General features: G+C 70.9%; 18 protein-coding genes. 12 read left to right on the top strand and 6 right to left on the bottom strand.

Going from position 1 to position 22,656, the window contains the following annotated elements; translation table 11 throughout:
- Positions 1-354 precede the first annotated feature (354 nt).
- Both C6376_RS43490 and C6376_RS43485 read left to right on the top strand, forming a co-directional pair.
- Positions 355-2,379, top strand: a complete 2,025-nt coding sequence (locus C6376_RS43490) for an alpha-L-fucosidase (RefSeq protein ID WP_159083482.1) — start codon at positions 355-357, stop codon at positions 2,377-2,379.
- Positions 2,380-3,094: 715 nt separating this feature from the next.
- On the top strand, positions 3,095-4,600 hold the full coding sequence (locus C6376_RS43485) for an RICIN domain-containing protein (protein WP_107448669.1): 1,506 nt from the start codon (positions 3,095-3,097) through the stop codon (positions 4,598-4,600).
- Between the two features lie 553 nt (positions 4,601-5,153).
- Here the strand turns inward: C6376_RS43485 and C6376_RS43480 are convergent.
- The 6 genes from C6376_RS43480 to C6376_RS43455 form a co-directional block, all read right to left on the bottom strand.
- On the bottom strand, positions 5,154-5,393 hold the full coding sequence (locus tag C6376_RS43480; RefSeq protein ID WP_107448668.1) for a DUF5302 domain-containing protein: 240 nt from the start codon (positions 5,391-5,393) through the stop codon (positions 5,154-5,156).
- Between the two features lie 127 nt (positions 5,394-5,520).
- Positions 5,521-6,438 (bottom strand): YihY/virulence factor BrkB family protein, encoded by a 918-nt coding sequence (locus C6376_RS43475; protein WP_254076324.1) that lies wholly within the window; start codon positions 6,436-6,438, stop codon positions 5,521-5,523.
- Between the two features lie 206 nt (positions 6,439-6,644).
- The gene (locus tag C6376_RS43470) at positions 6,645-6,983 is read right to left on the bottom strand and encodes an N-acetyltransferase (RefSeq protein ID WP_254076323.1); all 339 of its coding nucleotides are present in this window, start codon (positions 6,981-6,983) and stop codon (positions 6,645-6,647) included.
- A 346-nt stretch (positions 6,984-7,329) separates the two neighbouring features.
- Positions 7,330-8,463, bottom strand: coding sequence for a sugar ABC transporter substrate-binding protein (locus C6376_RS43465; RefSeq protein WP_107448667.1), 1,134 nt, complete (start codon positions 8,461-8,463; stop codon positions 7,330-7,332).
- Between the two features lie 534 nt (positions 8,464-8,997).
- On the bottom strand, positions 8,998-9,873 hold the full coding sequence (locus tag C6376_RS43460; protein ID WP_107448666.1) for an SgcJ/EcaC family oxidoreductase: 876 nt from the start codon (positions 9,871-9,873) through the stop codon (positions 8,998-9,000).
- A gap of 5 nt (positions 9,874-9,878) precedes the next feature.
- The gene (locus tag C6376_RS43455) at positions 9,879-10,460 is read right to left on the bottom strand and encodes a hypothetical protein (protein ID WP_254076322.1); all 582 of its coding nucleotides are present in this window, start codon (positions 10,458-10,460) and stop codon (positions 9,879-9,881) included.
- Positions 10,461-11,087: 627 nt separating this feature from the next.
- Between C6376_RS43455 and C6376_RS43450 the strand changes: the two genes are divergently transcribed.
- From C6376_RS43450 to C6376_RS43415, 10 genes are all read left to right on the top strand, one after another.
- Positions 11,088-12,230: a serine hydrolase gene (locus C6376_RS43450; RefSeq protein WP_254076321.1), complete on the top strand. Its 1,143-nt coding sequence runs from the start codon at positions 11,088-11,090 to the stop codon at positions 12,228-12,230.
- 163 nt (positions 12,231-12,393) lie between these two features.
- Positions 12,394-12,738, top strand: coding sequence for a DUF1330 domain-containing protein (locus C6376_RS43445; RefSeq protein ID WP_107448663.1), 345 nt, complete (start codon positions 12,394-12,396; stop codon positions 12,736-12,738).
- 434 nt (positions 12,739-13,172) lie between these two features.
- Positions 13,173-14,483, top strand: coding sequence for a glycoside hydrolase family 30 beta sandwich domain-containing protein (locus C6376_RS43440; RefSeq protein ID WP_107448662.1), 1,311 nt, complete (start codon positions 13,173-13,175; stop codon positions 14,481-14,483).
- A 184-nt stretch (positions 14,484-14,667) separates the two neighbouring features.
- Positions 14,668-15,783 (top strand): S8 family peptidase, encoded by a 1,116-nt coding sequence (locus C6376_RS43435; RefSeq protein WP_254076320.1) that lies wholly within the window; start codon positions 14,668-14,670, stop codon positions 15,781-15,783.
- A gap of 640 nt (positions 15,784-16,423) precedes the next feature.
- The gene (locus C6376_RS43430; protein WP_254076319.1) at positions 16,424-17,812 is read left to right on the top strand and encodes an MFS transporter; all 1,389 of its coding nucleotides are present in this window, start codon (positions 16,424-16,426) and stop codon (positions 17,810-17,812) included.
- Complete coding sequence (locus tag C6376_RS43425; RefSeq protein WP_367881082.1) at positions 17,805-19,382, top strand: alpha/beta fold hydrolase; 1,578 nt, start codon at positions 17,805-17,807, stop codon at positions 19,380-19,382. Before C6376_RS43430 ends, C6376_RS43425 begins: the two co-directional genes overlap by 8 nt.
- On the top strand, positions 19,379-19,648 hold the full coding sequence (locus C6376_RS46675) for a prolyl oligopeptidase family serine peptidase (RefSeq protein ID WP_367881081.1): 270 nt from the start codon (positions 19,379-19,381) through the stop codon (positions 19,646-19,648). The genes C6376_RS43425 and C6376_RS46675 overlap by 4 nt, the downstream gene beginning before the upstream one ends.
- Positions 19,649-19,725: 77 nt before the next feature.
- Positions 19,726-19,848, top strand: coding sequence for a hypothetical protein (locus C6376_RS46305; protein WP_266720057.1), 123 nt, complete (start codon positions 19,726-19,728; stop codon positions 19,846-19,848).
- A gap of 91 nt (positions 19,849-19,939) precedes the next feature.
- The gene (locus tag C6376_RS43420) at positions 19,940-21,895 is read left to right on the top strand and encodes a RiPP maturation radical SAM C-methyltransferase (RefSeq protein WP_107448660.1); all 1,956 of its coding nucleotides are present in this window, start codon (positions 19,940-19,942) and stop codon (positions 21,893-21,895) included.
- Positions 21,896-21,992: 97 nt separating this feature from the next.
- Positions 21,993-22,652, top strand: coding sequence for a DUF5825 family protein (locus tag C6376_RS43415; RefSeq protein ID WP_107448659.1), 660 nt, complete (start codon positions 21,993-21,995; stop codon positions 22,650-22,652).
- Positions 22,653-22,656 lie beyond the last annotated feature (4 nt).

Genomic DNA, 22,656 nt, shown 5'->3' with positions numbered 1-22,656 from the left:
GGCGTCGATCATGCGGTCACCCCATGCTGCCGCAGACCTCTCCCCCGGACCTTCGAAGGTCACTTGCCCGCTATAGATCCGATGTATTCACCTCCTCACAAGCGGAGAATTCTTCCACTCCGGAGTCAACACCCCGGCCACTCCTCATTTTTCCTTACCCTTTGTCACAACTCCGGGCCACATCTAGACGCGATCCTCACCGGGCATCTATAAATCCATCCGATGTCTCCTGTCCGGGGCGACGGAAAGCCCGTGCCCCGGTCGGCAGTCCGCCCCCTCACGCCCTGCCCTCCCCGACATTCGGAGCCGCAACCCATGTCCTCGTCCTCAGCTCGCCTCAGCAGACGCACCCTGATGAAGGCCGCCGCCCTCGCCGGAGGAATCGCGGCCTTCGGTCTGCCGCAGGGCCTGTGGCCCACCGCCGCCCAGGCGTACACGGTCCCCCCGAAGATGGACTGGTGGTACCGGGCCAGGTTCGGAATGTTCATCCACTTCGGGTCCTACTCCCAGCTCGGCCAGGGCGAGTGGGCGTTCGACAGCCAGCAGTGGACCAAGGCGAACTACCAGACCCAGGTCACCCAGAACTTCGACCCGACCGCGTTCGACGCCGCCGCCATCGCCGAACTGGCCGAGAACGCGGGCATGAAGTACCTCGTGATCACCGCCAAGCACCACGAAGGCTTCGCGATGTGGGACTCCGACGTCGCCGGCTTCACCGACACCACGGGCGCGAAGCGGTACAACCTGCACGACTACAACGGCGTGCAGACCGACCCGCTCATGGAGCTCAAGGCAGCATGTGAAAGCCGCGACATCAAGTTCTGCCTGTACTACTCGATTCTCGACTGGAACCACCCTTCGCAGACCGACCGTCACGAGGGCGGTCTCACCACGATGTCCTCGCAGGCCGCCCGCACCGCCTACATCGCCGACCTGAAGGCGCAGCTTCAGGAACTGCTGGACCGCTACGACCCGGCACTGCTGTGGTTCGACGGCGACTGGTTCGACGAGCCGGCCGGCCCCACCCTCGAGGACTGGTGGCTGACGTCGGACGGTGTGGACCTCTACAACTGGCTGATCGCCCGCAAGCCCGGCCTCATCGTCAACGAGCGGGTCAAGCGGGACCACGGCCTCGGCGACTACGCCGTCGCGGAGTTCGGGATACCCGGAGCGCCGATGAGCCGGCCGTGGGAGCGATGCGCCACCATGAACGGCGCCTGGGGTTACAACGCGTCCCGTGAGAACTCGTACCGCTCCGTCAAGGACATCGTCCAGGAACTCGTCACGGTCGTCTCCCGGGACGGCAATCTCCTGCTGAACATCGGCCCCAAGGGCGACGGCTCGGTCACCGCGGGGACCCAGACCGTCCTGACCGGCCTGGCCTCGTGGATGTCGACGTACGGCGACAGCATCCACGGCACCAGCGGCAGCCCGTCCACCACCGAGCCCGCATGGGGCAAGCTCACGAAGAAGAGCGGCAAGCTCTTCGCCCACGTCTTCACCTGGCCCACGGACGGCAAGCTGCGGATCCCCGCCATCGACAACCCTGTCAGCCGCGTCTACCTGATGAACAACCCCTCGGTCTCGCTGCCGTACACCGTCACCGACCAGATCAGCGTCACCGTGCCGGCCACCGCGCCGGACGCGAGGGTCTCCGTGGTGTGCGTCGAGGTCCAGGGCATGCCCGTGGGCCTCTCCGCGCCGGCGGTGTTCCAGCACGTCGACTACCAGGGTGCTCGCGCCGACCTGCCGCTGGGCGGCTACACCTCCTCCCAGCTGTCCGCCGCCGGCCTGGGGCCCGCCATGGCCTCCTCCCTCCGGGTGCCCGCCGGATTCAGGGTGACGGGCTACTCCGGTGACGACTTCACCGGCACCGCCTGGACGTTCACCGCGGACACGCCCGACCTTCGCACAACCGGCAACAACGACGCCATCGCCTCCCTGAAGGTGACGCTCGACCCCGCTACGTACTTCCGCCTGACCAACGTCACGAACAACCTGGTCCTGGACAGCGGCGGCAACGTCGCCGCCGGCTCCGCCCTGAAGCAGTGGGAGGCGGTGAACTCCACCAACCTCCAGTGGCAGGCGATCGAACTCGGCAACGGTTACTACAGACTTGTCAACCGCACCAACGGCATGGTCGCCGACGGCTGGGGCTCCACCGTCAACGGCGACCCCGCCCGGCAGAAGGCCTGGGACGGCGGCAACACCCAGCAGTGGCAGATCACCCATCGCGGCCAGGGCCGGTACTCGATCGCCAACCGCAGCACCGGGCTGGTCCTCGACGGCGGCGGGAGCGTGGCCTCAGGGGCCGTGACCAAGCAGTGGACGTGGCAGCAGAGCACCAACCTGCTCTGGACGATCACACCGGTCGGCTGACCGGCGCCCCGTCGGCATGCCTGCGGGCCCGGCCGGCGGGCCCCAGGGCCGCCCGTCGGCTCGGGGGCCGTCGCCCCGGGCCCGTGCCGCGCGGCCGGCGGTCCGCCGACCGCGCGGCACGGGTGAGGTCCCGGTACCGCATGGGTCCCGGCGTGGTCCGTGAGGTCCAGAAGTGACCGGCATCTCGAACAAAACCGATCAGTAACCCAACTGAGCCCCCTACTACAACCGTTGTGCGCAGGGGTGGCTCGGCAACCGACGGATCCACATGGGGGCCGCGCCGCAAAGGGCAGCGCAGACCGCGCCAAACCGCCACACAGAACGTCGGATACCCCCGCCTTGCAGGGCGGGGGTATCCGACGTTCCGGTCTCCGCGAAGACCGGACGCCGTCTGTGGCCGATCGTCAACTGACGGGTGTCGCACTCCGGCTCACCCGACGACACCATTCAAAAAGAAACATAATTCAACGCACGCTTCTTGACATGGCCTCAGGCACCCGTTGTCATTGAGCCGCCAGACGGCAGACACATACGTCCGACCGTCAGCCGGTCTCGGACCCGGTTCAGCCCTACCGGGCTTCAGCCGTACCAGGCCCCTCCCCGCTCAGGTCGCCCGCGCCCGGCTCCCCTCCCCGCTTCGGCCACGCAAGCCGCACCGCCGTGCTGCGTCCGAACGGACACGAGTCCGGGACCTCGAAGAAGAGGTGAAAGAAGCATGTCCCGAGGAACGTCTTCCGGCCACGGCCGCGGACGCAGAGCAGGGCGCGCCGCCGTCGCCCTCCTGCTGAGCCTGCTGGCAGCTGCCGCCGCACTCCTCATACCCGCCTCGGCCGCCCGCGCCGCGAGCACCGTGACCTTCACGACCGGCGCGACACGGACCGACACCAGCGGCAACACCCTGCAGCTGCACGGTATGGGCATCATCAAGGTCGGTGACACCTGGTACGGCTTCGGCGAGAACAAGACGGGCGAGACGTCGTCCAACACGGCCTTCCAGGCCATCACGTGCTACAGCTCGACCGACCTGGCCAACTGGACCTACCGGGGCGACGCGTTGTCCCTGCAGGCCAGCGGTGACCTCGGCCCCTCCCGGGTGGTCGAGCGGCCGAAGGTGATCTACAACGCCACCACCCAGAAGTACGTCATGTACGTGCACATCGACAGCCCCACCTACTCCGAGGCCAAGGTCGGCGTCGCCACCAGCAGCACGCCCTGCGGCCCCTACGACTATCGGGGCAGCTCCCGTCCACTCGGCCAACTGAGCCGTGACATCGGCCTGTTCCAGGACACCGACGGCACCGCCTACCTGATGTCGGAGGACCGCAACAACGGCCTGCGCATCGACCTGCTCTCCAGCGACTACCTCACCCCGGTGAGCACGGTCGCCATCCTCGGCAGCGGTGGCGGTGCCAACAGCTTCGAGTCTCCCGCGATGATCAAGGCCAACGGTGTCTACTACCTGCTGGCCTCGCACCTGACGGGCTGGAGCCTGAACGACAACGTCTACTCCACCGCCACCTCCGTCAGCGGCGCCTGGTCGGCGATGAGGAACTTCGCCGCCCCGGGCACCAAGACGTACGGCAGCCAGACCGCCAACATCATCACGGTGGCCGGCGCCTCCGGTACGACGTACATCTACGCCGGTGACCGCTGGAACACCTCCGACCTGGGCGCGTCCCAGCTCATCTGGCTGCCGCTGACCATCAGCGGTACGACGGTGAACCTCGGCCAGTACCCGACCTGGTCGCTGGACGTCCAGGCAGGCACCTGGACGCCCGGCAGCGGCGTACCGACAGCGGCGGCTCACACCCTGACGAACTCGGGCAGCTCGCTGCTGCTCGACGTCAGCGGAGGGTCCACCGCCTCCAACGCCAACATCGTCCAGGCGACCGGCACCGGTGGTGCGAGCCAGCGGTGGACGGTCACCAAGGTCTCCGCCAACATCTACACGCTCAAGAACGTCAACAGCGGGCTGTGTCTGGACGTCCCCAGCAAGTCGACCGCCGAGAACCGCCAGCTCATCCAGTGGACCTGCAACGGCGGCACCAACCAGCAGTTCTTCTTCGACCTGGTCGGCAGTTACACCGGCAGCGTCTACATGCTGGTGGCCGTGCACAGCGGACTGAACCTCGGGGTGCTGAACAACGCGACGACGACCGGAGCGGCAGTCGTCCAGCTGACCGGCACGGGTGCGGCGAGCCAGAAGTGGACCGTCGGCTGACGTCCTCGCGACGAGACGGGTGCCGGCCGGCTCCTCGTCGGCCGGCACCCCTTTGGGCTCGCCCGGACGCGGCGGCGCTCGGGCCGCCCGCCGCGGGCCCTACCGCAGTCGTGGGCGTTCACACTGGCCGCCGCCCACACCCGGCTCACCCCCCGCGCAGACGAGGCTCCCACCAGTGCGGCGAGGACAGCGGTGCCTGAATGCCAGGATCGACTCCTTGGGGGTACGGCACCCGTCACATCCGAGCGGGCCACCCTCGTCACCGCGCCGCCCACCCCCGAACGGGGCGTCCGGCGCCGCTCCGCGCGATCAGACGACCACAGGTGATGTGATCTGCGCCACAAAAACGGCCTCACGCGCGTACATCTCTCGATCGCGAGCATGCGCGTCCTACAGCTCGGAACAAGGCCCTCCCCCCGGCCACCGGGCTCCGTCGTCCCCACGCCCACCCCCCAGGGCAGTGGGGACGACGCATACCCGCCCGGGGCGCGTTCCGAACGTCCCCGTCCGCCTCTTCGGGCCGACGACGCTCTTTCGGGACACGCCCCGGAACTCAGCCGCTCTTGCGACGGAACGAGCGCTGGCTGGCGGCAGGACCGTGCGTGCCGTGAACCTTCGACGTGTCACTGTTCGCGGCTACGTCGGCGGCGTCCGCCTGCATCCCTCGCTTGCGCGCCAGGGCTTCTCGGAACTTGCGCTTCAGGTCGTCCTGGCCGTCGCCGTCGGGCGCGGGGGCGCCCTTCTCGCCGTCGACGGGCTCCGCGCTTTCGGACGATGAAGACTTTCCAGCCATGGTGACCTCCTGGGACCGGGCGATGGAAAGCCCAGCTTGTCATGCCGAGCGCCGCTCGCGGCTCCACGTTCTCCATCGACGCCGAGGCGGCTGACCGGCCGGCCCGGTCGGCCACGGCGTCCCCCACTCATCGTCCCGCCGCACCGCGCTTCCCCCGGCGACGGCCGACGTCCTGGCGCACCCTGCCCCAGCGGGCACGAGCCTGTTCCAGCACGTCCTCCCACTGCCGGCGGACCTCGTGCTCGGAGGGGCGCAGCCCCTGGCGGATGCGCGCGAGTTCCTCGCTCACCTCACGTCCCAGCACCGCGGAGGCGACGATGACGAGCATGGCGGCGAACAGGGCCGAGAGCATGGCGAAGACGGCGCCGACCACGCCGTAGCGGTCGGCGTAGGAGTTGAACAGACGCGGCAGGTAGAGGGTCGCGCCCCAGGAATACACGCTGACCAGTACCGCCCCCGTGATGCCGAACGGGATCAGCTCGACGCCCGGGATCCGCTTCGCCGACAGGATCCAGCCGCTCCACACCAGGAACACGGCGCTCACCGCCGCTTCGCACACCGCCGCCGGCAGCCCTCCTGCCCATCCGCCGAGCACCGCGGAGATCCATCCGCTGACCAGGGCGTAGCCGCCGAGGGAGAAGATCCACCACAGGCCGTTGCGCGAGTTGCGCACACTCAACGGCGAGAGCCCCCAGGTCTGTTCGACCAGCCGCTGCGCCGCACGCGCGAAGCTCAGCACCGAGATCGTCAGGAACAGGACACCGAGCACGCCGGTGCCGGCGCCCGCTTCCTGCGCCGGCGAGAACAGATACGTCACGGCCTCCGCGCCGGCCCCGTCCAGGTCGTACCGCTGGATGATCCACTGTGCCGCGTCGACCTGGACCGTGCCGCCCAGCACGGCCCCGGCCAGGACGGTGAGCGGGATCAGCGCGGTGAACGCGCTCGAAGCCAGCGCCATCGAACGGTCGAAACCGATGACCGCCTGGAACCGGCCGACGACACGCAGGGCGAAAGCAGGCCGGAGACAGAAGGTCAGCGTCCTCAACAGACGCTCCCGACGGAGCACTGCCCTTCCGCCCTCCTTCCCCGGCCGCCCCCGCACAGGGCGTGAGCGTAACCTCCGGTGTCACCTCGGTCGGGAACGCCGCACAGGCCACTCCCCCGACCGGCCCCGCGACGGCGCGGCTCACCCGAGCCGCCGCGCCCCTCGCCCGCGCCGTGGCCCGCCGAGTCGGTACCGCGCGGGTGCGCCTACTCCTCGCGGTGACCGGCGGAGGCTGCGGGAGACCTGACGTGAGGACACATTGCTGCCGCGCCCGCCCGGGGGATGCGCAGCCGGCGCATCAGATCACGCGCGAGCCGGGTGTCGAGCGTGGCGCGCCACCGCAGCTCGGGATACCGGGCGCGCAGGTGCGACACCGCCCTCGTGCCCAGCCCGCAGGCACGGAACGGTTCGTCGAGGACGACCTCGGTGATCACGCCGTTCGCGCACTCACCGCACACCCGGTACGTGACCTGTCCGACGACCTTGCGGACGTGCACCAGCAGCAGGCACTCCTCGCCGGGCCCGTGAGGAGACACCGCGGGCATCAGCCGAACGGCACGATAGGCCAGAAACCTGCGGTGCCAGCGGCCCTCTCGCCTGCCGGGGCGCCGATGCCTGCCCCCGCCACGCTGCGGCGAGGGCTGCGCCCCGGGTCCACGACCGGAGTACGAGCCGCTCCGCACATACCTCTCATCTCCCTGCATGCCGACGCGAGTGCCCAGCACCACCGTTCTCATGACACCGACTGCGGGAACATCACCCTGCGCGGGTCGGGAGGCGCGTCGCCGGACGGGACGGCGTGGTGGTGCGGGGTCGCGTGGTGCGGGGCTGCGGGGTGCGGGGTGCGGGGTTGCGTGCTTCGGGGTCGTGTGAAGGCGCCTGCCCCGGACGCTACTTCAGGCCGATCGCGGCGCAGTCCGCCTTGTACTCGGCGGTGCAGATCTCCTTGACGGTGTAGACGCCGTCCCGGACGACCGTGTCCTCGATGTTGTCCTTCGTGACGGCGACCACCGGCACCAGGCTCGCCGGAATCCCCTTCTGGGTCGGACTGTCGACCTTGTCGCGGGTCAGCGCGTCGAACTCGAGCGAGCGCCCCTGCACCTTGGCCACCGCCATCTTCGCGGCTTGCTCCGCCTCCAGCAGGAACGGCTTGTACACGGTCATGTACTGCTCGCCCGAGATGATCCGTTGCACGGCGGCCAGGTCCGCGTCCTGCCCGGTCACCGGCGGAAGGTTGGTGGCGCCCGCCTCCTTCAGCGCGTCGATGACGGCCCCCGCCATGCCGTCGTTCGCCGAGTAGACGGCGGCGATGCCGTTCAGTCCGACGGCCCGGATCGCCTTCTTCATGTTGGCCTTCGCCACGCTGGGCAGCCATCGCGAGGTGGAGTAGGTCTCGGCGATGACGACGTTGCCCTTGAGCTCGTTGAGCGCGCCCTCCTTGAACAGGGCGGTGTTGGGGTCCTCCGGCGAGCCGTTCATCATAATGATCTTGCTGGTGGCCGCCTTGTCGCCGAGCGCCTCCCGGAGCGAGCGGCCCTGCACCTCGCCGACGAGTTCGTTGTCGTGCGAGACGTACGCGTCGATCGGCCCCTGGGCGAGCCGGTCGTAGGCGATGACGGGGATGCCGGCCTCCTTGGCCTTCTCGACGCCGCCCTTGATGCCCCGGGCGTCCACCGCGTCCACGAGGATCACGTCCACCTTGGCGGCGATCATGTCCTTGAGCTGCTTCAGCTGCATGGCCGGGTCCGCCCCGGCGTTGGCGTACTTCACCGTGCCTTTGCCGTCGGTGAGGTCGGCGACGTCCTTTTTGATGAGCGGGTAGTCGAACTTCTCGAAGCGGCTGGTCTCGGTGTCGGGCAGGAGGAGGCCGACCGTGATGTCGTCGTTCCTGGACGGGGTCTTCGCGTCGTCGCCGACGGAGTCGGCGAGGCCGCAGGCGGCCAGTGAGAGGGGAGAGACACAGGCGACGGCGGCTATGACGAGACGACGTGCGGGAGCGGCGGTGCGGGTGGTGCGGGTGGTCACGGCGTGCGCCTTCCGGGGCGATGGGGGGCGGAGAACCGTCCCCGTGCGGACGCCGCGCTGGCCAGGCCCGGATGGGCGCACCGGTGGTGTGGAGCGGCCGGCGCATTCCGGAACTGTGGCGACGGTGCGGGCACTCTAGCGGCCCGGAAGCACGGCAAGATGGCTTTGCGGGCCTGCCGGACGGCCGTGAACGCGACCTTCACCAACCGGTCACGGAACCCCGACACCGTCGTCGGCATCACCACACGAGTGGACGCCGTGGTGGCGGATGTTTTGCCGGTCCGTCGGCGGTTCCGAAGTCCGCCGGGGGCCCATGGTCCGTCCGCCGCGGGGAGACGGGGCGCCGCCGTGGGCAGTTCGGGGGCGGCGGAGAAGTCGGGTTCTTGGGCGACGGCGACGAAAAAGCGCAGGTGCGCGAGCGCTAGGACGTCCGCCCCGGTCGCTGTGTCCGGCGCGGCGCCGCCCGCTCGCGGCCTGCGCCCCGAGGGCGCAGGGCCGGTTCGGACCGGGAGCGGCGGACGCCGAGATCCTGGGTCAGGCCTCGCTCCCGGCGGCGTCGGACGGCGGCCGCGGGCCGCCGAAGCCGTGTTCGGAGAGATCGAACCAGTTCCCCTCCGGGTCCATGGCCCGGTACTCGGCGAACGGACGGTCGCTGAAGCGTTCGGCCGGCTTCGGCGTACCGGCGGCGACCAGGGCGTCCGAGGTGGTCGCGGTGTCCCCGACATGGAAGCCGAAGTGGTTCATGCCGACCGGGGTCTCCCCGTCCAGCCTGTGTTTGATCAGGGCGAGCGTCAGGTATCCGTCGGACACGAAGCAGCTGCCGTCCGGGTCCCGGTGGAAGAGCTCCATCGCGAAGACCGAGGTGTAGAACTCGGCCAGCGCACCCGGGTCGCGGGCGACGATGGCCAGGTGACGGAGCTTCGGCCGGGCGGTGGGCCTGGCCACGGTGGAATCCGGCGTGGATTCCGGCGCGGCGGAGGCACGGTCCGGCGGTCGGGGGGCGGGAACCATGTTGTGAAACGCGCGGATCAGCCAACGGCCGTCCGCGGTGCGCTCCACGACAGCCAACGCGTGCGTGCTGGTGAGCGACTCGCCGTCGGGTGCGGTGACGGTCGACTCCGCCTCCACCGTGGCCAGGTCGGGGCGCAGGAAACGGACCTCCACGACCCGGGCGTCGAGGACGGTTCCGGCGTACGGCCCCCGGAACAGGGCGTCATGGCCCGCCTCGATGCCGTGGCGACCGGAAGGCTTGTCGCCTCGTACGGTCGTGAAGTCGCAGTCCTCCGCGAAGCTCGCGGCGAAGTGCGCGGCGTCACCCGCCGCCCATCCGCGGGCCATCTCCGCCCACAGGGCCCGGATCTGCTGACCGCTGTCCTGGCCGGCGGGATTCGTCTCGTCGGTCTGATGCATCGTTCTCAGGCCTCCATCAGGGAACTCGTGCGGATACGCAGGGGGATCTCGGAGCACTCGGCGCCCTCGGAAGCAGGCTCGGACAGCGGCGCCCAGGCCGCCAGGGCGTGGTAGAAGACACCGCCTCGACGCTCCAGGTAGCAGATGACGTTGAGCGGCCACTGGGTCCGGGCGAAGAGGTGACGGTCCATCGGGGTCGGCCGTTCGCTGAGGACGTGCCCCCGCTCGGACGGCGGGCCCAGGCGATGCCAGTCCGGATGCATGTGAATGGAGCCGAGCAGGTCCAGACCCAGCAGGTCGGCCTCCCGGGACACCCGCAGGACGTCTCGGGAGTCCATCCACCAGCCGCGGTGTTCGTTCTCGTACGCCGGCCCGAACTCGGGCACGATCGTCTCGCGATACTCGCGCTGAGCTGCCGGATCGCTGGCGCGGGCGTTGCGACCGAACGCGATGCGCCGTACGTGATACGTGGCCGGCTCCACGCTGCCGAGCAGGAGCGCGAAGCAGGGCAACGGGGCCTCGGGGGTGACCAGTCGGTACGCGCCCGCGGCTGCTTCGAGGAAGTCGGCGAGTGCCTGGTCGTCCATCAGGACGGTGGGTTGGGCCGGCGCGGAGGGCAGCGCCGCCAAGTCTTCGCGAGGGGCACGCGAGGCGTCGCGCCATGCGGACGCGGATGAGCTGGTCGCAGCAGGCATGAGTGTGGTCTCCGTAGCGTGGGGGTGAGGAGGCCGACAGGAGCGAATGCCGGGATGCTACGGAGAGTTCGCAGGGCGGGGACGTCCGTGAAAGGAATCGTGGGGATATCCCTATGGCTGGTTGGGGACTTGCGGACGGATCGATCCATGACGGTGAAGCGGAGGCGGGCGGCGCCGGAGGCGACAGCCGCGCCCTGCGGCGTCGACGAGGAGCGCCCGACGGGACGACGGCTCAACGTGACGGTCGTGAGGCTCCGTGGCCGAGGTGACTCCGTCCTGCGAGGCGGCCGGCACGCCCCCGGGTGAGCAGCGGCCTCTGCGGATCGGCACCCCGGCGAGACCGGTGCCACGGCGCAGACGCGGGAGATCCACTGGGCTGTATGCAGCAACAGGAGTCGGCGTCGCGGTCCGCGGCCGGTGAGGCTTGAGCTGCCATGCCGTCGCCCACCGTCAGGAGTCTCGATGTCGCCACGCCCCACTCGGCCTCGCCGTAACCTCCTGCGACCGGGTCGAAGGACCGTGCTCGTCATCGCGGCCATCGCGCCGGCGGTACTGGTACCGATCACTTCGGGCACCGCCGCCGGCACTGCCGGGCCGACGAACGACCGCACACTCCAGCGTCAGATCGAGCGGTTCGTGAGTGAGCCCGGCGGTCCCCCCGCCGTCATCGCCGTGCTGCGCGACGGCAAGCAGACCCGCGTGTTCCGGGCCGGCGCCGCCGACCTCGCGACGGGCCGCCCGCCGCACGTCAACGACCACATGCGGATCGCGAGCACGGCCAAAGCCTTCAGCGGAGCGGTGGCACTGTCCCTCGTCGACCGTGGCGCACTGCGTCTGGACGACACCTTGCGCAAGCGTCTGCCGCAGCTCCCGGACGCATGGGGCCGGGTGACGCTGCGGCAGTTGCTGCACCACACCAGCGGCCTGCCGGACTACTCGCAGTCCCCCGAATTCGTGGCGGAACTCGCGGCCGATCCGCGCCACCACTTCGACTCCCGCCGCCTGCTCGACTACGTGGCCGACGAGCCGTTGCTGTTCGCCCCGGGCAGCCGGTACGCGTACTCCAACTCCGACAACATCGCCGTCGCCCTGATGGCGGAAGCGGTCACCGCCACCCCGTACGAACAGCTCCTGCGGCGACTGGTCCACCGGCCGCTGGCACTGCGCGACACCGGTCTCCCGCAGGGCTACCGCATGCCCGAGCCCTATCTGCACGGGTACGACGTGAGCGACCCCGCGGCTGCGGAGGACGTCAGCGAGTCGGTCAGCGCGTCCGGTGCATGGGCATCCGGCGGCATCGTCTCGACTCCGCTCGACATGACCCGTTTCATCCGCGGCTACGCCCCGGGCGTCCTCTACGGCGAACGTGTCGTGCGAGAGCAGCGTCGCTGGATCGCGGGCGCGTCCGTGCCCGCCGGACCGGGACGCAACGCCGCGGGTCTGGCCGTCTTCCGGTACACCACACGGTGCGGCGTGGTGCTGGGCCACACCGGGAACTTCCCGGGCTACACGCAACTGGTCGCCGCCACACCCGACGGCCGCCGCTCACTGACGTTCTCGCTCACGAGCCAGATCAACGAGGTCGGCGATCCCGCGCGGCTCGAGCGGCTGCGCGCCGTCGAGGAGAACTTCGTCTGCGCGCTGCTGCGCGACGGACGCTGAGCGCGCTCGGCTCCCGTCCGAGGACGCGGCCACCGGACCCGGGCGGCGGCATGGGCCCGTGTTCGCGGCCCGGCCGGTGCACTTACCCGAGAGGTCATCGACCACGGCACGTCATGGTGTCAGGCTCGTCGGCACAAAGGACCCGACAAGCCAGGAGGACGCCATGTCCGCATACGCGATCGCGCACCTGCAGGAGGCTGTCCCCCACCGGGAGATCGCCGAGTACGTCGAACGCATCACGGACACCTTCGCACCGTACGGGGGCCGCTTCCTGGTGCACGGCGCACAGCACGAGGTACTGGAGGGCAGCTGGCCCGGACCCGTCGTGGTGATCGGCTTCCCCTCGCTCGCCCTGGCACGGGCGTGGTGGGGCTCCACCGCGTATCAGGAGATCGCTCCGCTGCGTTCACGGCACATCGAGGGCGACATCGTCCTGGTCCCGGGCGTCGCCGACGGATACGACGCGGCCACCACCGCACGGGCGATACGGGAGACGCTGCCCGCCTGATGACCCGCGCACCGGCGGCCCGGCGGCCCGGCGGACAGTAGCCACGGCCCTTTGCGAGCCGGAGCCGTAGACGCGCCGACTGGATGCGAAACCTCCGTATGAGGCGAGCGGGCACCAGGCTGCCCACCGGTCGCGCGACAACGGTTCCCCAAGGCTTGACGATGCGCGGGGGTGCCCCTACGGTCCTCCCTACACCTCTTCACGATCGGTCGACCTTCCGAAACTTTCGCCGGAAAGGGAGCTGCCACCCCCGTCGAGCTCCGGGCCCCGCCTGAGGTTCGACCGACGCCGCACGCGCTCCACGCCGGCAGCCACTCCCGATCAGCGTACGAATGGCGACGTCTCGGCGCCGTGTCACCGAAGCGTGCCGAGGCGGCGCAACGTCACCGACGGGGACGAGAAGGCACACATCAGGGCCGAGTCCAGGAGGAACCATGGCGTCACAGCACCGCGCTTCCGGCAGTGCCGAGCCGCAATTACCCAGCCGCCGCGCCGTTCTGGCGACGATGAGCGCCCTGTCGGTCCTCGTGGGCGCGGCCCCCGCCTCCGGAGCGTCCCGCACACCGTCCGCGGCAGCGGCTTCGGTGACCGTCGACCCGTCGGCGACGCGGCAGACGATCCGTGGATTCGGCGGCATGAACCACCCACTCTGGATCGGCGACCTGACAGCCGCCCAGAGGGACACGGCGTTCGGCAACGGCGAAGGTCAGCTCGGGTTCTCCGTGTTGCGGATCCCGGTCTCCGAGGACCGCGCGAACTGGAGCCGCGAAGTCGCGACGGCCAAGCGCGCCACCGAACTCGGGGCGACCGTGTTCGCCTCGCCGTGGAACCCTCCCGCCACCATGGTCGAAACCTTCGTCCGGGACCAGCAGACCGACGCGAAACGGCTCCGCTACTCCATGTACGGCGCCTATGCACAGCACCTGAACGACTTCGTCGCGTTCATGAAGAGCAACGGAGTCAACCTGTACGCCATCTCCGTGCAGAACGAGCCCGACTACGCGCACGACTGGACGTGGTGGACTCCGAGCGAGATGGCCAGGTTCCTGCGCGAGAACGCCGGGTCCATCACCACCAGGGTCATCGCCCCGGAGTCCTTCCAGTACGTGAAGAGTTTCTCCGATCCCCTCCTCAACGACGCCGCGGCGCTCGCCAACCTGGACATTCTCGGGGCACACCTCTACGGCACGTCGTTCCCGAACTTCCCCTACCCCCTCTTCAAGCAGAAGGGCGGGGGCAAGGAACTCTGGATGACCGAGGTCTACTACCCCAACAGCAGCGACTCGGCCGACCTGTGGCCCCAGGCGCTCGACGTCGCGGAACACATCCACCGCGCGATGGTGGACGCCGAGTTCCAGGCCTACGTGTGGTGGTACATCCGGCGCGGCTACGGGCCCATGCGGGAGGACGGCCGGATCAGCAGACGCGGCGCCGGCATGGCGCACTTCGCCAAGTTCGTCCGTCCGGGTCACGTACGGATCGCCGTGACCCCCAACCCGCAGCCGAACGTCTACACCTCGGCGTACACCGGCGGCGGCTCCCGGGTGGTCATCGTCGCCGTCAACAAGGGCACCTCGGCGGTGAGTCAACAGTTCACGCTGCGGAACAACAGCTCCTCCGGCGTGTCGTCCTGGTTGACCGACGCGAGCAGGAACCTCGCGTCCCAAAACAGGATCACGGTGGCGAACGGCGCCTTCACCGTCCGGCTCCCGGCTCAGAGCGTGACGACCTTGGTCACCGGGTAGCGCAGACCACCGCCGGAGGGAACGCGGCCCCGTTCCCCCGTCGGCGTGACGGCCCCTCAGGGCGTGCCCGCTCGGGTCGCGGAAGTCGGGCCCGCGTCCCCCCGGGAACCGCGCGCCGTTCCTGGTCGTCTTCTGCGCCGACTGTGTACGAGGCGGGGATCTGGGGGACGCGGTGGCACGGAACATGACGAAGGCCGGTCTCGTGGTGGTGGCCATGGCGACGGCGCTCGGGACCTCGGCCTGCGGCGGCGGGAAGGCGGGCGCCACGTCCGGGAACGGCGGAGCCCTTCCCGGGCACGCCGAGGCAGCGTCCGTGGCGCCCTCCGGAGACGGAGCGCGGCCCGGTTCGACGCCGGCGTCGCCCGCCGCCGTGGAGAAACTGTCCGCGAACGCGCAGGGCGCGGCATCGTCCCTCACCCGGCACGTTCCGTGGAACCTGGACATTCTGGACCAGCGGTCACGGCCGCTGAACGGGAAGCTCACCACCAACGCCACGGGCAAGGGCGTCCACGTGTACGTGATCGACACCGGAATGGACATCACGCACAAGGAGTTCGGCGGACGCGCCCGCCTCGGCGCCGACTTCGTGGGCCCGAAGGACTCCGGCGACTGTTTCGGCGAGGACGGGGTCGGCCACGGCACGTTCGTCGCCGGCGTCATCGGAGGGGCGAAGTACGGGGTGGCCCCCAAGGTGGACCTCGTACGGGTCCAGGGCATCGTGTGCGAGAGCGAGGGCGGCGGAAGTTCCCCCGCAGCGGCCGAGGCGGCGCTGGTGAAGTCGGTCAAGTGGGTCACCGCGCACGCGCAGAAGCCGGCCGTGGTGAACATGTCGCTCAACCTCGGCCACCGGTCGGCGGCCCTGGAGACCGCGGTGAAGAAGATGGTCGACGCGGGCATTCCGACGGTGGTGTCGGCCGGCAACTACCATGACGACGCCTGCAAGCACTCCCCCGCCGGCGTCCCCGGCACGATCGTCGTCGCGGCCTCCACCCCGGCCGACCGCGCGTGGAGCGACAGCGGCTCCTACGGTTCGGGCTACGGACGGTGCGTGGACCTGTACGCCCCCGGCCAGAAGGTGACCGCCGCCCTGGCCGGCGGCGGCACGGCGACGGAGGACGGCGGCGCGACGTCCTGGGCCGCGCCGCACGCGACCGGCGTGATCGCCCTGTACCTCTCGGCGCACCCGCACGCCACGGCCCAGCAGGTCCACGTCTGGCTCGACCACACGGCCACCCGTGGCGTCCTGCACGGCGTCCGCTCCGACACTCCCAACCGACTGCTGAACACGGGCGGCATCTGACCGCGTGCCCCGCCGCTCTTCCACCGTCGTCCCGGCGTGCTGCCGAGGGGCACCAGCGCGCAGGCCGCCCGCACAACGGATTGTCGGCCAATACCTCGCCCACGAAACGCGGTTGCGGCAGCTCTCGGCGCGGCACGCGCGGGCCCGTCGGCGGAGCGTGCCGCGCATCGTCGGCGTCGCCCACGGGCGTCCTCGTTCGGCTGCGCAACCGTTGCCCGGACCGGGGGCGCCGGCCGAGCGGGGGCGCGGGCCCGGAGAACACGGACACGTGCCGCGCGATGGACACACTCCACCCGGTGTGCCGCACAGTCGTGAGGGAGCCGCCGCCGATATGCGGATGTGAAGCGGAACTCCGCACACCGGTGAAGCGCCCGCCCCTGCGCCCGGCCTGGCGCGCCTGCACGGACGCTCGTTCGTGAACAGTCGGTCGTCGGCCATATGTCTCCGTATGAGGCGACGACTGCGTACTGTGCGGCACTTGTCGTTGACGCTGAGCAATGGTTAGGCTCCCGCTCACTTTCACGGTTCGCACACATTCGCCACCTGGATGCCGGCCGCTCAGCGCGGCGTCCCGGGATAACGGGGGGTGGGGAACGTCGACGCGTCACCGATCCGCCGGCCTCCCCGGGGCCCCGTACCTGTGCGGGACGGGCACTCACCCAGCGCCGGGGGGCTGGGCGGCCCGAAACGTCCCGGCCCGCCGGTCGGTCCGCTCGCCCGGGCGCACCGGGACCTCAGGATCCTGTGGTGGGTCAACGCGGTCGACGGACTCGGCAGCCAGGCCTCCGGGCTGGTCCTCCCGCTGCTGCTCCTGGAGCTCGGCCACGGTCCCGGCACCGCGGGCTCGCTGGCCGGCGTCGCCGCGCTCACCGGGGTCGTCCTCGGGCCGCTCCTCGCGATCCCGGCGGACCGGGGACGGCGAAGACGCCTGATGACGTGGTCGGCGGCGCTCGCAGCCCTCGCTACGGGGGCCCTGGCTCTGGCCTGTCTGGGCCGCCCCGCGTTATGGGTCGTGGTGTCCTTGGCCCTGGCGGAGCGGTTGTGCGCCGTAGCCTACGAGGCCGCTTCGCGCGGAGCCCTCGTCCACCTGGCCGCCGTCGAGGAACTGCCGCGGGCAGCGGCCGGTATGCAGATGGGCGACCAGGTGTCGCTCATCGCCGGTCCGGCGCTCGGCGGCGCACTCTTCCAGCTCGCCCGGCCCGTCCCGTTCCTGGCCGACGCCCTCACCTACATGGCGGTGGCGCTGGGCGTACGAGCCGTCCGCACCCCTCTCGACACCCCTGTCCCGGTACCTGCCCCTGGCCCTGTATCCGTCCCGCCACCGCGCGCGCCGTCCGGCACCGGCACGGATGCGGATGCGGATACCGGTCGGCGCGCGACGTGGACCGACCGGCTGGGCACCGCGCGAGCCGGTGTGGTCACGGTGGCCGCCTCCCCGGTGCTGCGCCTCGTGCTGGTCTGGACGTCGACGGCCGGGGGCGCCCTGACGCTGCTGTTCTACACGGCGCTGTTCCGCCTGGGCGGCGACGCGCGAAGCGCTGCCGCCGGCCTGGTCCTCGCCGCGGCCGGAGCTGCCGGTCTGGTGGGTTCACTGGTCGCCGCCCCTGTGGTGCGACGCCTCGGTGCGGCCCGCCTACTGACCCTCGCGGCCTGGCTGTTGCCCATACCCTGCGCCTCACTGGTGTGGGCGCACGGCGCGATCGGCTGGGGAGCGGCGTTCGCCGGGTTGTCCCTGCTCGTGCCGCTGATCACCGTGGTCCTGTCCAGCGTCGCCGTGGCGTGCACACCCGTCGCCCTGCAGTCGCGCACCGCGAGTGTGCTCGGCTCGGCCTCCGCGCTGGCGGCGGCGAGCGCGCCGGCGCTCGCCGGGTTCCTCGTCACCGCCGGGAACCTCCGCACGCCCGCGTTGCTGTGCACCGCGCTGTTCGCCGCATTGGCCGTGTACACGCAGCTCAGAGCCCCTGCCGTGCTGCGCGCGGGGGCGGCGGCGGCACACACCACAGCGGGGACGGGAGACGGCCGTGGGTGACGCCTTCAAGGTCTACCTCAGCGCCCTGCCGCACGTGTGCCCCCACGACGCCCGCCGCATGGTGCTGACGGCCGACGCCGACGGCCGGTGCGAGGTCTTCACCTGGGACGCTGTCACGCGACGCACCCGGCAGGTCACCGACCGGCCCGAGGGCACGGTGCACTGCGCCGTAGACGCCGACGCGTATGTGTGGTGGTTCGAGGAGGACGCCGACGGCCGCGGGCACTGGTGGTTCCAGCCGTTCGACGGGGGCTGCCGGCTGCCCGGCCTGCCGGGGGCCCCGGCAGGTCTGCCACGCGGTCTGGCGGTCACGGCCGACGGGACGGTCGCCGCGGCGCTCGCACCCCGCCGCGGCGGCACGCAACTGCTGTGGGGGCTGCGTGGCCGGGTCCCCCGCGAGGTCCTCGGCATCGCCGGGGAGGGCCGGCTTGGCGGTGTCACACCGGAGGGCGACCTGGTGGCACTCGCGATCGTGTCCGACGGCGGGGCGAGCGTCACCGTGGTCGACCCGACGGGCCACGTCGTCGCCGAGCTGCCCGAACCGGGCAGCCCCGCGGGGAGATTCTGGTGCCGGGGATTCTCACCGCGGCCCGGCCGGTCCGAACTGCTGCTGGTGCACGAGCTGGCGGACGGCTACCGGCTGGCCACGTGGACACCGCACCGCGGCCTGGTCACCCACTCCTGGTGCGGCTTCGACACGGAGATCACCGCCACCTGGTACCCAGACACCGAAGACGTGCTGGTGCGTCAGGAGCGCCACGGACGCTCGCTGCTGCACCGGGTGTCCCTGCACAGCCGTACCCGCCGCGTCGTCCCCACTCCCCCGGGCACCCTGCTCGACGCGGCGCCGCGCACGGCCGGGGCCCTGCACTATCTGTGGACGGACACCGCCCACCCTCCCGTGCCGCACGCGACCGACGGGGTCGCCCTGCCGACGCCCGGTCTCCTGCCCCGCGTGCCCGGACGGCACACCGAGCTGTGGACCCCGACGCCGCACGGCCCGGTCCACACCCTGCTCAGCCTGCCGCAGTCCGCCCGCCACCGGGCCGCCGACGCGAGCGCCGAAACCGACGCCGGCTCCGGCGCCGTGGCACCGCCTGCGGTGTTCCTGGTGCACGGCGGGCCCGCGGACCACGACCGGGACGCGTACGACGCCACGGTGCACTCCCTGGTGGCCTCCGGCTATGCAGTCGCCCGGGTCAACTACCGCGGTTCGACCGGCTACGGTCCCCGTTGGCGGCGGGCCCTCGCGGCCGGCGTCGGTCACCCGCAGGTGGACGACCTGGCCGCCGTCCGGGCCGACCTCGTCCGTCGCGGACTCGCCGACGACCGCGCCATGGCGTTGTGGGGGGTCTCCTGGGGGGCGTATCTGGTGCTGCTGGCTCTCGGCACCCGCCCGGCGCTGTGGCAGGCCGGCGTCGCGGTGAAGCCCGTCGCCGACTGGGTGACCGCCCACCGGCTGACCACGCCCGCGCTGCGCGCCCTGGACGTGCGCTGGTTCGGCGGCACTCCCAACAGGTGCCGGACCGTTACGCCCGCAGCTCGCCCCTCACCTTCGCCCCGCAGGTGACGGCGCCTCTGCTCGTGGTCGGCGCGGACAAGGACGTCAAGTGCCCGCCCGAGCAGATCCGCAGCTATCTCGATGCCCTGAGCGCTGCGGGAGTGGCCCACGAGCAGATGTGGCTCGACACCGGCCACGACGGCTACGACGGGGCCGCTCATGTCGCCGTCCTGCGACGCTCCCTGATCTTCCTGCGCGCGCATCTGCCCGCACCGGCGCCCCGCGCCCCCTCGCGTCCCCCGGCACAGCCGGGTGGACCCCGGCCCCGCTGCTGACCGACGCAACGGGACCGGGTCGTGCACAGCACCACCGGCCCGAAGCACATGCCGTGAACCCGAGAAGGAGGACGACCATGCAGAAGGACATCATCCACAACGACCCGCTCGCGGGCGACGAGGAGAACCGCAAGCCGGGCATCGGCATCACGATCACGATCCCGTTCCGCAACGCCGCCGAGAGCGACGACGAGGAGTGACCCACGGCCCGGCCGGCCCGACGCGACAAGGGCCGGCCGGGCTCCCCCGCGCCTCCCGTCCCGCCAGCCGCCCGTGCGCAAGGAGCCCACCGTGCGCGTTCTTCTCGTCAACATGCCCTGGTCCCCGATCGACCTGCCCTCACTGGCGCTCGGCATCCTGAAACGAAGCGTCGACGACAAAGTCCAGGACGCGACGTGCGAGGTGCTGCACGCCAATCTGGAGTTCACCGACTGGATCACCAACCGCACCGAGTTCACCGCCGAGGACTACGAGTACTACGCCCTGTCCTCCTACTTCCTCGGCTGCGGTGACTGGGTGTTCTCCTCGGCGCTCTACGACGACCCGGAGTGGAGGGAGTCCGAGTTCGTCGACGTGATGACGTCGAAGCTGCGCCGCTCCCGGATGCGCATGACCCGCGAACTGCACCGCCTCGTGCCCGAGTTCGTCGCGGACGTGGCCCGTCGTGCGGTGGATCTGCAGCCCGACGTGGTCGGGTTCACCTCCACCTTCCAGCAGAACACCGCGGCGCTGGCGGCGGCCCGGCAGATCAAGCGCCTCGCCCCGCACGTCGTGACCGTCATGGGCGGGGCCAACTGCGACGCCGAGCAGGGCGCCGCCGTGCACCGCAACTTCCCCTTCGTGGACTACGTGGTCCGCGGCGAGGGCGAGGACGCCTTCCCCCGGCTGCTGACCGCACTGCGCGACGGCGACCCCACGGCCGCGGCCGACGTCCCGGGGCTGTGCCACCGCACGCCGGACTCCCGGCATCTGGCCAACCCCATGCCGAGCGGACCGCTGCCGCCCGCGGCGATCCTGCCCCCCGACTACAGCGGCTACTTCGAAAGACTCGCCGCGTCCGTGGCACGCAACTGGGTGGAGCCGAAGCTGGTCGTGGAGGGTGCGCGCGGCTGCTGGTGGGGGGAGAAGCACCACTGCACCTTCTGCGGTCTCAACGGCTCCTTCATGGAGTTCCGCAGCAAGAGCCCCGACACCTTCTACCGGGAGATCATGGACCTGGCGGAGCGCCACCGGGTGCTCGACATGTACGTGGTCGACAACATCCTGGACATGCGCTATCTGTCCACCGTCCTGCCCCGCATCATCGACAGCGGCCACGACCTGCGCATGCACATCGAGATCAAGGCCAACATGCGGCGCCCCCAGCTGCAGGTGCTGGCGGACGCCGGGCTCATCTACGTCCAGCCGGGCATCGAAAGCCTCAACAGTCGCGTCCTCGACCTCATGGACAAGGGCGTCAGCGGATGCCAGAACGTCCGCATGCTCCGCGACGCGGCCGAGACCGGGCTGTCGGTGTCATGGAACTACCTGCACGGCTTCCCCGGAGAGACCGCCGACGACTACGAACCCGTCATCCGTCAACTCCCCGCCCTGGAACACCTCAACCCGCCGGTGGACCTGTCCGCCCGTATCGCCATCGAACGCTTCAGCCCGTACTTCAAGCGGCCCGAACTGGGCTTCACCGGGCTGCGGCCCGAGGAGCACTACCTGTTCACCTACGACCTGCCCGAGGCGGAACTGCACGATCTCGCGTACGTCTTCCAGGCGCCGGAACGCGGCATCGGCGAACCGACGGTCGCCCTCCTCAACGACGCCATCGCCGCCTGGAAGAAGCACCATGCCGACGCCCGCCTCACCCACACCGACCTGGGCGACCGGATCCTGCTGGTCAGCAGGCGGCCGTCCTTCCCCTGGCGGACCATGCAGCTCACCGATCCGTTCGAGACCGCCGCCTTCCGCCTCCTGGACCAGCCGCACACCGTCGCGGCGCTGCACCGCAAGCTGACATCCGCCACCGGCCCGGCCGAAGGCGACGCGTCGTGCACGTCGCCGGACGTGGAGGCCCTGCTCAAGGAGTGGGTCGCACACGGTGTGGTGTTCACCGACGCGGGCCAGTACGTGCACATCGCCCCCGCCGCCGTGAACCAGGACCTGCTGCGCCTGGACTACATGCGCCACACCCACGCCCGCGGCGAGACCACGGCAGCGACCGGGGCCGGGACGCAGCCCGCGCCCGTCCCGTCCTGAGCACCGGTCCACGCCTGCCGGACGGCCACCGCCGGCTCCCCGCGACCCGCTGCCCGCTGCCCGCTGCCCGCTGCCCGAACCGGACGAAGGACCGCACATGACAGCCACCGCACCGCACTTCGCGATACGCGCCTGGCGCGACTTCGACCCGCAGGCCCGTCGGCTGCCGGGCATGTCGCTGGGATCCCTCCCGGTGACCGCCCGGACCCACGAGGTCGACCGCCTCTGGGACCTGGGTGTGCGCCACGCCGAACTCGACGCGGACGTCGACCTGTCCACCGACGATCCGGCGGCCCACCGCCGGGCCGTCGACCGACTGTGCCTGGTCCGCGACCTCACCGCACGCGCCGTCTCCGTCGACTGGGACCTTCGCCTTTCGCCCCGGGAGTCCGCTCACCACTGGAAGGTCCTGTCCCACCTGCAGCCGCCGCGCACGATCACCGGCCTCGAGGACGTGCAGGAGGCGCTGCACGCCTGGCGGACCCGGCACTACCTGTGCAAGCTCGTCTGGCGTCAGGGGCCGGGGTTCGTCCAGATCCGGGACCGCCGTTGGGGGGACCTGCGGCGCTTCACCGCCGACGAACCCCGCTACCGGGAGGCCATCGCCCTTCTCGGTACGGGTGCGCATCACGCCCACGTGGACGCCGACGTACTGCGGGAGTTCACGGCCGAGCACCTCGTCCTGCGCGTCGGCGAGCTCGCCTGGTGGCTGCCCTACCGGGTCTCGCGCTGGCTCCAGGAGGCCATGGCCGTGTGAACGC

This window comes from Streptomyces sp. P3 (assembly GCF_003032475.1).
Taxonomy (GTDB): domain Bacteria; phylum Actinomycetota; class Actinomycetes; order Streptomycetales; family Streptomycetaceae; genus Streptomyces.
Note: the sequence above shows the minus strand (reverse complement) of the source record. Positions and strands in the feature narration are given on the sequence as shown.

What these genes read in the sequence shown, in the direction of transcription:
- C6376_RS43490 (WP_159083482.1), top strand. Translation starts at nt 355, where the DNA reads ATGAAGGCCGCCGCCCTCGCCGGAGGAATCGCGGCCTTCGGTCTGCCG.
- C6376_RS43485 (WP_107448669.1), top strand. Translation starts at nt 3,095, where the DNA reads ATGTCCCGAGGAACGTCTTCCGGCCACGGCCGCGGACGCAGAGCAGGG.
- C6376_RS43480 (WP_107448668.1), bottom strand. Translation starts at nt 5,393, where the DNA reads ATGGCTGGAAAGTCTTCATCGTCCGAAAGCGCGGAGCCCGTCGACGGC.
- C6376_RS43470 (WP_254076323.1), bottom strand. Translation starts at nt 6,983, where the DNA reads ATGCCCGCGGTGTCTCCTCACGGGCCCGGCGAGGAGTGCCTGCTGCTG.
- C6376_RS43460 (WP_107448666.1), bottom strand. Translation starts at nt 9,873, where the DNA reads ATGCATCAGACCGACGAGACGAATCCCGCCGGCCAGGACAGCGGTCAG.
- C6376_RS43455 (WP_254076322.1), bottom strand. Translation starts at nt 10,460, where the DNA reads ATGGACGACCAGGCACTCGCCGACTTCCTCGAAGCAGCCGCGGGCGCG.
- C6376_RS43445 (WP_107448663.1), top strand. Translation starts at nt 12,394, where the DNA reads ATGTCCGCATACGCGATCGCGCACCTGCAGGAGGCTGTCCCCCACCGG.
- C6376_RS43440 (WP_107448662.1), top strand. Translation starts at nt 13,173, where the DNA reads ATGGCGTCACAGCACCGCGCTTCCGGCAGTGCCGAGCCGCAATTACCC.
- C6376_RS43435 (WP_254076320.1), top strand. Translation starts at nt 14,668, where the DNA reads ATGACGAAGGCCGGTCTCGTGGTGGTGGCCATGGCGACGGCGCTCGGG.
- C6376_RS46305 (WP_266720057.1), top strand. Translation starts at nt 19,726, where the DNA reads ATGCAGAAGGACATCATCCACAACGACCCGCTCGCGGGCGACGAGGAG.
- C6376_RS43415 (WP_107448659.1), top strand. Translation starts at nt 21,993, where the DNA reads ATGACAGCCACCGCACCGCACTTCGCGATACGCGCCTGGCGCGACTTC.